An 8,585-nucleotide genomic window follows, 5' to 3' on the forward strand; every position below is an offset into this window, starting at 1 on the left:
GGCCTTGTCCAAGATTGAGTCTTCTTCGGCCGTCATGCCGCCTGCCATGAGGCGGATAAGCCCGTGGAGCGTAGTGATGTTGGAGCGCAGCACATCTTCCGTTTCATCTTCGTTGTGGCTGGACAGGGGAAGGTCAAACGGGTTGATGCGCTTAGGGGAGTTGAGGCTGATTTCCAAGTAGGAACCACCCACAGCTTCCGCTAACTTTTCGTACTCATTTTCTGGGTCGATAATAATCACGTCCGTGCCAAGCATGAGGTAGCGCAGAATCTCTAGCTTCACGAAATATGACTTACCAGCACCCGATGTAGCGAATACCACCGAATTAGCATTCTCTAGGTTGAACCGGTCAAACAGGATAAGGGAGTCATTGTGGCGGTTGATGCCGTACAGGATTCCTTCGTCTGAAGTAAGCTCGGCGGAAGAGAAAGGGAATGTGGTGGAGAGGGAACCGGTATCCAGGTTGCGGCGGATAGCCAACTCATCAGAGGCAATAGGAAGGGTTGAATTGAACCCCTGCTCCATTTGGACAAGCGCCTCCTTGGTGTAGATAAGCATCCCACCGAGCGTTGCGGAGAGCTGCTTAGACAAAGAGGAGAGTTCTTCCAGTGACTTGGCGTAAATAGTGAAATAGAGCGAGTACTGGAAAAGGCGGTTCTGACCCTGTGACAGGGTTTCACGGAGCTGGTCGATGTCTGCCACGGCAGTGTCTAGCTCAGGGTCGCGGACTTGCCCCTTCTCAGCCTCAATCTGTCTTGTCGACTCCAGCTGGGAAAGCTTGCGGCGGAGTGACTGCATCACCTCCTGGACATCCTGCGGCACGATGAACATGCCGATATCCATAGTGAAATCGTAGTTGATGATGGGGGAGAGCCAGTTGGTGTTCAGGTACCGGGGATAGGTGTAGACGAAAAGGGTGCGCACAAAGTAGCTTCCCATTTGAATGTGGTTGGTGGTGACCACAAAGTCAGCCGGGGCAATAATGTCCCGGGTAGTAGACATACCCTGCTGATACATCTGAAGGGCAGCAGCCTGGGAAGCTGCCGACGCCTTGTCATCCTTGGACTGACTATGGAAGAAGGGGAGGTGCATATGCGGCTAGGCGGCTGGTGGAGGTGAAAGCGGGGTAGAAGGTTCTGGTGGAACCTCGGTGAGGAGCGACTGGTCTGGGACCGCTACGGCGCCAGGGGGCGGCACTACCTGGCCTTCTGGGGGTTGGTTGAGGGTTTGCTGCGCGAGAGTCCCCGATGGGCCTGTAACCACTCCCGAACTTAGGTTTGCTACATCGCCCGTGAGACGCTCTTCGGTGGCAACATCGGGGTTGTAGATGCCGTAGAAAAGCTCGATAAGGTCCTGGGTTCCCAACAGGCTGCACTTAACTCCCACTCGGCCTAGTCCACTGGCAATAATGCTTGCCCGGTTGTTGGCCTCAGCCCGGTACCGGTTGAACTGGTCTTGGTCCATTAGTGGGCCGGTGGGCTGTTTATGGAGAAGGCCGGTGATTTGAGACACACCTGACTGTTTGGTGGCCGCAGCATAGCTAATCACGGCGTAGAAGCGCTTGGACATGATATTGGCCACCGAAATAAGCTGACGGACAAACCCTACGTAATCTTCAATCTGGATCCGTAACAGGTCGTTGGTCACCTGCTTCTGGGATTCTTGCAGGCGGATGAGGTAGCGCTCCAAGTCCAATTTCTTTGACTGGATGATGAACTGAATAGGGAAGTCGAGTGAGTTCAAGAAGGACTGGTACCCGTAGATGATCCCGTTCTGTTCCTGCTCTGACTTAAGGTCAAAGTTGATGGGCTCAATGCGCAGGATTACCCGAAGGCTGCCATCGGTCATGATGACGGTTCCATCCTGAATGCCGGCAATAGGAAGGTGCTCCTGGGTAGAGGAGGCGGTGGATTGGGCCATGCTATTTCTTCTCTTCTGGGTTTACGGGCACCATGCCTTGCTGGCCACGGGTATCTAGCACTGCTGCAAGGCCTGCCAAGTCGCTCTTGCTGACTTTTCGGGCGTGGCCGTGGACGGGCTCGTTGCTTTTATGGGGGGCTGCCTTAATGAGGACGTGTTCAGCGCCACCCTTCTTCCAAATGCGCACCTTTGGGCTGGCTACAAAGGCAATGATGAAGCGGAAGAAGCGGTACATGGGTTGGTCATTGAACTTGCCAACCGAGAGAAGGAGGGTAAGCATGCCCATGAGGCCGCCAATAATTTTATTGAGCGGCGAGGGGAGTCCGGACGTGAAAATAAGGAAGGAAGCCATCCCTCCGAGTACAAGAAGAGCAAACTGTATTGCGGTGAAAGGACCAGCAATACGGTCTTCCATCGTGATGTTCTGCGGCACACGGAACTGCATGGGTTTATTATACGGCCTATGAGGGGGAAAAGGCGAGAATAAAAAATAATCACCAGGGAAGGTGATTAAGGTCTGCTCTGCCCTGGGCTACCAAAGGTGCCGGGGCTTTTCCGCTGCTTTTGTTTCTTTCTTTACAAACCGGTCTTTGTCACGATTGTTGATTTTGTTCATCATTCGTTCCCAAGCCTCGTCCAAAGAGATATTTTGGGAGTTTGCCAGACAAATGAGGGTGAAGAAGATGTCGGAGATTTCATCACCAATGTCCCCGGCTGCTTCGGTTTTCTTTTTCTTCTTTGCGCCGAATTGATGGTTCAGTTCCCGTGCCAGTTCCCCTGTTTCCTCTGTCAGCCGGGCAAGAATCTCTAGGGGTTGCCAGTAAGGGACGGGAAATTGCGATGCCCATTCGTCAACCTGGGATTGTAGTGGAGAAATGGCCATGGGAGAGGGTTATTTGTTATTAGGGTAGCAGGAGTTGGGGGTAGGCCAAGTATGGAAGCAAATTTGTGCGCGGGTGGGACGACGCTCATCAAGTCAGTCTGCGACTGATTTTGACTTCGCTAACTTCATTGGTCCGACAAGCGTACCAATGAAGTCGAACCCGGTTTCGAGTCCCTGGGCTAACTAAGAAAAACAGGTTGGTGTGAAAAAAGTATCAATCCTTACTCATGTCATGAGCTACTTTTTTCACACCAACCTGTTTTTCATGGTACCGCGGGTGGGACTCGAACCCACAAGCCCAGTTACGGGCAGAGGATTTTAAGTCCTCCGTGTATAACCATTCCACCACCGCGGCAGATATCAGCGCTTACGATACCAGAGCAGGCTCAATACGCCAACCTGATTCAGATGCAACGAGCCGCCCACTAATGGCAAAGCCCGCAGCGCGTGGGTGACCACCACCGCCACACAGGGCTGCAAGGCGCGCTACGTCGTACGTACGGCCTTCTGCAGTGCGCAGGGTGCCTCTGACAACCCCAGGCTCTAATTCGCTGAGGAGCAGGCAGTAAGACACCTCGGGGAGTACGTTCAGGGAATTCACCAGGCCGGTGGCATCCTCAGCAGTGGCATTGGAACTGCGCAGGTCTTCCAGGCTGATTAAGGTTACAGCCCCCAGTTTGTCGGGGGTTAGGGTTAGGCGGCTAAGGGCAATTCCCAGCAGCTTTAGGCCAGCCACAGACCGTTGGCGGGACATTTGGTGGACAATCCGGTCAAGGCGTCCCCCTCTGCGCATTAACTCCGAGGCAAACTCCAAGGTTTGGTTGGTAGTGTTGCCGTACTGGAAGCCACCTGTATCCGTATACATTCCGGTCAGGAGGGCCGTGCTTACGGCGGGTGTAAGCTTTAGGTTTAGCTCTTGGATAAGCAGCGTGATGAGTTCTGCGGTACTGGAGGCGTTCTCATCGTACAGAACCTTGTCAGTCCGCTTAATGAGATCTCCCTTGATGTGATGGTCAATCAGTGCCAGCTTGCCGGCAGCTGCATAGGCCTTAATCTCCTGCGGAAAGCCGGTCCGGGCGGTGTCGGGCGCATCAACGACTACGCAGAGGTCGTAATCTGAGGGTAGTTCACGGACAACATCACCTGACCCTTCGAGAAATAGAAAAGCCGAGGGCACGCCGTCTTTAAGAACAGCGGCAGTCTCGGCTCCTAATTGCTTAAGCACATGTGCAAGGCTGATTACCGACCCCGCAGCATCCCCATCTGGGCGGATGTGCGCAACGATGGCTATGCGCTTTGCCGAGCGCAGTGCGGTAATAAGTTCTTGCATACGCGGGTTAGGCGCGGTTAAGGAGGTAAGTCCCTTCAAGTGGAAGCCCGGCACGGGTCAACTTGAGAGTTCCCCCTTCTACAGGCTGAATCCCTAGGGCAGCGGCAAACTCAGGAGTTGCCCCACTGCCACAGATCACTACATACGATGGCTCAATCCCCTTGATGATGGGTTTGAGGGAGTCAGGCTTGTCGTCACTTCGGATATCTGCCACGAGAATGTGGGTAGAAGATGCGTCATCAAGCTTAGTCACCTGTCCATCCAACTCGCTCAGGAACGTCACAGTCAGGTCTTCCGTCCGGATAAAGGAAACGAAAGAGTTCGTCAGCGCCTTTGCTTCGCACTGAATACTGGCGATATCGTACTCACCAGGTCCAGGCACAACAAAGGAGCCAATAGTGACTGAGCTCCCAAGCGTTACGGTTTCTGACTTCGTTTTGATACTAACGTCACCGCTGCTTGTATAGCTAATTACCATGGCTCCTCGTTGTTATGCTTCTGGGGTCTCTTCAACCACCTCGGTTTTTACCTCTTCGGTTTCGGCGACAGCTGTGTCAACGTCATCGAGAAGCTTCTTGCGAGGCTTTTTAGCGGCCTTCTTAGGCTTTTCCTCTGTCTGACCCTCTGTAGCGTCAGCTGGGGCGTCCTCGGCCTTGTCAGGCTCGTTCAAACGCTTAAAGGATAGGCCTAGGCGATGCTGTGCAGGATCAATAGAGATGATCTTGAACTGGTAGCTTTCGCCTTGGTGAAGGATGGTACCTGGGTCGGTAATGCGCTCACTGGAGATTTCTGAGATGTGGACGAGTCCGTCAATCTCATTGTCTAGGCGTACGAATACGCCGAACGGAGTGATACGGGTAACCTGGCCGCTGACAAGATCGTTGACCTTGTACTTGCTAGCAGCTTCCTGCCATGGGTCTGGAAGGAGGCGCTTGATGGAAAGGGAGACGCGGTTGTCTGCGGTAGAAACCACAAGAACCTTGACGCTCTGACCTGGCTGGTACAGGGAGTTGATGTCGGTGACACGACCCCAAGCAATTTCAGAGATGTGAACCAAACCTTCAAGGGAGCTGTCATCACGCCCGAGACGTACGAAGATACCAAAATCGACAATGCCGGTGATGGTTCCTTCGAGGATGTCGCCTTCTTTGATGTTCTTAAGCTTCTCTTCTTGGGCGGCATCACCTGCTGCTTTTTCAGAGAAGATAAGCTTGCCCTGCTGAGGGTCGAATGTAAGAACCTTAACGGTTAGCATTTGACCAACAAGCTCCTTGAGCTTGGCAAAGATCTCATCTGGGTTTCCACCGTCAACGCGTGGGTAGTGCTCTGAAGCGAGCTGAGACACTGGCAAGAAGCCAGAGAAATCACCCATTTCAACCAAGAGACCGCCCTTGTTGGCATCGGTAATCTTGATCTGAGTTGGTTGGCCATCCTTAACGCGGGCGTTGAGCTCATTGGAGATGCGCTCACGGTCTGCGCGGCGGAGGGACAAGATGGTGTTACCCTTTTTGTCTTCAAGGAGAAGAACGGACGCAATAACCGGATCGCCAGGCTTAAGTTCGTTTGAAAGAACAGAAAGCTCACGATCTGGGATAACACCCACTGCTACGCCTTGGATATCGACCCACACACGGGTTGAGGAGGACGAGATAACTGTCCCCTCGATTACTGAACCGGGTACAAACGGGACGGCTTGCCCACCCATTTCAGTTAGGAGTGACTGCATAGTCACAGCAGAATCTGCCGTAGTTGCCTTTTTTGGCATGAAAAGAATCCTTTCGATACTGGGACAAATCGAGTCGTCCGCAGAGGTGAAAAGGTGAATGACCTTCTCGCCTATGCGACTGACTTACTTAGTGCGCTGCTTTGGCAGGTATTTGTTGCGACGCTCTTGGATTTTCTCGAGTACAAGCTCCTGCTGGAGACCGGTACGTGCAAAGTACACAATGCTGTTGATCCAAAAGATGAGGCAGATCTCGTGAATAAAACGGATCAGGTCCATTCCCAGGTACGGAATACGCTGGTCACGGAAGAAGTACAAAACAATCCCGATGAATACGTTAGTCCAGCAAAGGCTTTGGATGCGGCTTTTGACAGACGGACGGATTTTTAAGAACAGGGTCGCAATTCCTGCAACAAAGAGTAGGGCAATAAGCGCTACATATACCCAACGGAACTCCCAAGCGCGTCCAGGGCTAACCTGAATGAGGCCGTTTGGAGACCACCATTTAGGAAGGGTATCGGCAAAGAATGTGCGCAGTTGATCCATGAGGGTATTTTTTGGTGCCGCGAAAGGGACTCGAACCCTTACCCCATTGCTGGGCTAGGCCCTCAACCTAGTGTGTATACCAATTCCACCATCGCGGCAGGAGCGTGGAAAGCTCAGTTACAATACCAGGTTGCCTCAAGAGTGTCGAGAGGTTGTACGGCTTTTGAAAAGCTGGATAACACTGGATGGCAGACGAGCTGGGATGGTACGTTTTTTGCCATGCGAAGCGCAACAATGTATTCACTCTTCCCCTACGGTTCCACACTCAAAGTGGTTACTGTTGAAGCTACCGTACAACGGGGGTTGCCCAACTTTCAAATAATTGGACTACCGGATAAAACCGTCAGGGAGGCGGTTGTGCGGGTAAAAACTGCAATTATTGCATCCGGGTTTAAGTTCCCACTTGGTAACGTGACTATTCAGATAGGCCCTTCCGATTTGCCTAAGCGTGGTGCGCAGTTCGATTTGGCAATTGCCCTGGCTATTCTGTGTACCGAAACAGGGGGTGGTCTCACCTGCCTGGCTCTTGGTGAGTTATCACTGAGTGGGCACGTAGGTATGACACCTATTGCTCTGCCAGCTATGCAGGAAGCGAATAGGCAAGATTTGCCATGGTTAATGAATACTCATGCACCTGAGTATGTGGGCCGGGTTGTGAATACCCTTGGTATGGCTATGAATGCCTTATCAAAAAACGAATGGGTCACCCATGAGGAGGTAGCGGCTTACGAGCCTATGCATCCTCACCCATACCGACTTGACAGTATTAAGGGTAACTTGCCAGCAAAGCGCGCACTCGTAATTGCGTTGGCGGGTAAGCATAACTTATTGCTAACCGGGCCTGCTGGTGCTGGGAAGACTATGCTTGCCCAGGCAGCGGTTGAACTGATGCCTAGCCTTTCAAAGGACGAGGAGGTTCGCCTTAGCATAATGGAGTACGCAGCAGGTATGCCTACCCGCTCCTTATATGCGGCTCCCCTTCGCGCGCCCCATCATCTGAGCAGTGAGAAAGTACTACTTGGATACGCAGCCTCTGCACGTGCAGGCGAATACAGCTTGGCGGAGGGAGGAATTCTTTTCCTGGATGAGCTTCCGCATATGCCACGCAAAACACTTGATGCGCTACGAGAGGTGATGGAGAGCCGGGGTATTCATCTGCGTAGCCAGTATGGTGAGATAGCGTATCCGGCTAACGCCATAGTTATTGCTGCGCGAAATGCTTGCCCATGTGGTAGGAAAGGAAGCGGGGAGGATTGTGTCTGTTCACCTAGTCGAATAGCCAGCTACGCCCGGACACTTAGTGCGCCATTATTGGATAGGTTTCCCCTCAATGTCTCACTGGACTATGCACTTACCAGTGATGGTGAACTCTCGGGTAGGGAATGTGCAGAGTGTATAGCGCGTGTGCGCAGTCTGCCTACCCGTCCAGGCACAAAGAAAATTGAAGGGAAGCTGAGAGGTGTGTCAGAGCGTCTCGATCTAAGCTTTCGTGCACAGGAGCATATCCGGTCAGTCAGCCAGACTATTGCACAGCTAGTAGGCGCTGATGAGGTAGGGGATGAGCATATGCATGAAGCCTTGCAGTACCGCTTACGCAGTGAGTAGTACTCGTCAGAAGGAGGGGAATGCGCTAGGGTGAGATGGTATTCTCGACCAGTCGCCTTCCTTCGGAAGTCGCCGGTCTCGTCGAAATGGCCATGTTGCATGCGAGCATGCACATGCCCATTTCTCCTCGACCTGTAGCTCAGGTGGTTAGAGCAACGCTCTTATAAGGCGTGGGTCCTGGGTTCAAGTCCCAGCAGGTCGACCAAAAGAAATGCCTCCTTCAAGGAGGTTTTTCTTTTAGGTAATAAAAACGACGCGCCAGGTTGGCGCGTCACTTAAAGATGTGAATCTATAGGATAGATGTCAGGTTTGCGCCCAGGTTGTTTACTAGGCGCACTCTGGCGGTCTAAGGCTATTGGCGAAAGGCTGGCCTCTGCGTTTGACCGTGGTGAGTGAGGGAGCGATGCGAATAGCAATGCTCCACAGAGAATGAATAAAAGAAAAAGAGCTTTTCGAAGGACTGTCACCGCAAGAATGTATCAGCAAAGGTTGTGATTATCAATTAAAAAAGAGGCCTTTCGGCCTCTTTTGCTGCTTAGTCCTTAGTCCAGCAGATCCTTGATGCTCAAGGAAATCCG

9 protein-coding genes and 3 tRNA genes are annotated in these 8,585 nt (G+C 52.5%); 2 read left to right on the forward strand and 10 right to left on the reverse strand.

The window, feature by feature from the left end; genetic code table 11:
* The 10 genes from VLA04_00480 to VLA04_00525 form a co-directional block, all read right to left on the reverse strand.
* Nucleotides 1-1,092 (reverse strand): DUF87 domain-containing protein (locus tag VLA04_00480; protein ID HSI20176.1); only part of this gene is annotated, 1,092 nt, incomplete at its 3' end.
* Between the two features lie 6 nt (nucleotides 1,093-1,098).
* Nucleotides 1,099-1,920, reverse strand: coding sequence for a hypothetical protein (locus tag VLA04_00485; protein HSI20177.1), 822 nt, complete (start codon nucleotides 1,918-1,920; stop codon nucleotides 1,099-1,101).
* 1 nt (nucleotide 1,921) lies between these two features.
* Complete coding sequence (locus tag VLA04_00490; GenBank protein HSI20178.1) at nucleotides 1,922-2,365, reverse strand: PrgI family protein; 444 nt, start codon at nucleotides 2,363-2,365, stop codon at nucleotides 1,922-1,924.
* Nucleotides 2,366-2,452: 87 nt separating this feature from the next.
* Entirely contained in the window at nucleotides 2,453-2,803 is a 351-nt protein-coding gene (locus VLA04_00495; GenBank protein ID HSI20179.1) for a nucleotide pyrophosphohydrolase, read from the reverse strand.
* Between the two features lie 266 nt (nucleotides 2,804-3,069).
* A tRNA-Leu gene (locus tag VLA04_00500) sits at nucleotides 3,070-3,158 on the reverse strand.
* A gap of 12 nt (nucleotides 3,159-3,170) precedes the next feature.
* A complete protein-coding gene (locus tag VLA04_00505) occupies nucleotides 3,171-4,133 on the reverse strand; it encodes a bifunctional oligoribonuclease/PAP phosphatase NrnA (GenBank protein ID HSI20180.1) in 963 nt (320 codons plus the stop codon).
* Nucleotides 4,134-4,140: 7 nt separating this feature from the next.
* Nucleotides 4,141-4,611: a hypothetical protein gene (locus tag VLA04_00510; protein ID HSI20181.1), complete on the reverse strand. Its 471-nt coding sequence runs from the start codon at nucleotides 4,609-4,611 to the stop codon at nucleotides 4,141-4,143.
* A 12-nt stretch (nucleotides 4,612-4,623) separates the two neighbouring features.
* Nucleotides 4,624-5,898: a S1 RNA-binding domain-containing protein gene (locus tag VLA04_00515; protein HSI20182.1), complete on the reverse strand. Its 1,275-nt coding sequence runs from the start codon at nucleotides 5,896-5,898 to the stop codon at nucleotides 4,624-4,626.
* A gap of 84 nt (nucleotides 5,899-5,982) precedes the next feature.
* Nucleotides 5,983-6,402 carry a hypothetical protein gene (locus tag VLA04_00520; protein HSI20183.1) on the reverse strand — a complete coding sequence of 140 codons (420 nt, stop codon included), beginning with the start codon at nucleotides 6,400-6,402 and terminating at the stop codon, nucleotides 5,983-5,985.
* A 12-nt stretch (nucleotides 6,403-6,414) separates the two neighbouring features.
* Nucleotides 6,415-6,500, reverse strand: a tRNA-Leu gene (locus VLA04_00525).
* 121 nt (nucleotides 6,501-6,621) lie between these two features.
* Between VLA04_00525 and VLA04_00530 the strand changes: the two genes are divergently transcribed.
* Together VLA04_00530 and VLA04_00535 are read left to right on the forward strand one after the other, a co-directional pair.
* The gene (locus VLA04_00530; GenBank protein ID HSI20184.1) at nucleotides 6,622-8,007 is read left to right on the forward strand and encodes an ATP-binding protein; all 1,386 of its coding nucleotides are present in this window, start codon (nucleotides 6,622-6,624) and stop codon (nucleotides 8,005-8,007) included.
* Between the two features lie 128 nt (nucleotides 8,008-8,135).
* Nucleotides 8,136-8,212 (forward strand) — tRNA-Ile (locus VLA04_00535).
* The last annotated feature ends 373 nt before the right edge of the window (nucleotides 8,213-8,585 follow it).

Source organism: Verrucomicrobiia bacterium (genome assembly GCA_035460805.1).
Classification (GTDB): domain Bacteria; phylum Patescibacteriota; class UBA1384; order CAILIB01; family CAILIB01; genus DATHWI01.

Coding starts and splice junctions, on each gene's coding strand:
- VLA04_00485 (HSI20177.1), bottom strand. CDS start 1,920: ATGGCCCAATCCACCGCCTCCTCTACCCAGGAGCACCTTCCTATTGCC.
- VLA04_00490 (HSI20178.1), bottom strand. CDS start 2,365: ATGCAGTTCCGTGTGCCGCAGAACATCACGATGGAAGACCGTATTGCT.
- VLA04_00495 (HSI20179.1), bottom strand. CDS start 2,803: ATGGCCATTTCTCCACTACAATCCCAGGTTGACGAATGGGCATCGCAA.
- VLA04_00505 (HSI20180.1), bottom strand. CDS start 4,133: ATGCAAGAACTTATTACCGCACTGCGCTCGGCAAAGCGCATAGCCATC.
- VLA04_00510 (HSI20181.1), bottom strand. CDS start 4,611: ATGGTAATTAGCTATACAAGCAGCGGTGACGTTAGTATCAAAACGAAG.
- VLA04_00515 (HSI20182.1), bottom strand. CDS start 5,898: ATGCCAAAAAAGGCAACTACGGCAGATTCTGCTGTGACTATGCAGTCA.
- VLA04_00520 (HSI20183.1), bottom strand. CDS start 6,402: ATGGATCAACTGCGCACATTCTTTGCCGATACCCTTCCTAAATGGTGG.
- VLA04_00530 (HSI20184.1), top strand. CDS start 6,622: ATGCGAAGCGCAACAATGTATTCACTCTTCCCCTACGGTTCCACACTC.